The 449-nt window shown below is 75.1% G+C and carries 1 pseudogene; it reads right to left on the reverse strand.

Annotated elements, in window-relative coordinates:
- Positions 1–449: pseudogene (locus FV228_RS32630) on the reverse strand (translation initiation factor 2); the annotation flags it as partial.

Genomic DNA, 449 nt, shown 5'->3' on the forward strand with positions numbered 1-449 from the left:
CTCCAGAGCCTGCCGGGCCGCGGCCTCTGCGGCGGCGACCCGCTTGTCGAGGTCGGCGACGGCATCGCGCGGGGCGAGCCCGTCCACCCGCTTGTCGAGGGACGCGACCTGGCCGGACAGGGTCGGATCGGAGGCGTTCGGACGCAGATTGCCGAGGCCGGCACGCTCGGCCCCGAACAGCGCACCCGCGCCGATCAGGCCGCCGATGAGGCCGGCCGCCGCCAGGGAGCCGAAACCGGCCCGCGCCCGCCCAGCCGGCGGGGTTACGGGGGTCAGGGCCGTCGTACCGGAGCCCTTCGGAGGCTCCTTCACTGAATCCTTGGCAGCGTCCTTCGACCCGTCCCTGGGCGCATCCTTCGGCGCGTCCTTGCCGGGCGGCGGCGGATCGGGAATGCGCTTGGCCTTCAGGTCAAGGATCGGCCCGGCCGTGACCGCTGCGGCCGCGGCAC

Origin of the sequence: Methylobacterium sp. WL18 (genome assembly GCF_008040015.1) — a bacterium.
GTDB classification, from domain to species: domain Bacteria; phylum Pseudomonadota; class Alphaproteobacteria; order Rhizobiales; family Beijerinckiaceae; genus Methylobacterium; species Methylobacterium mesophilicum.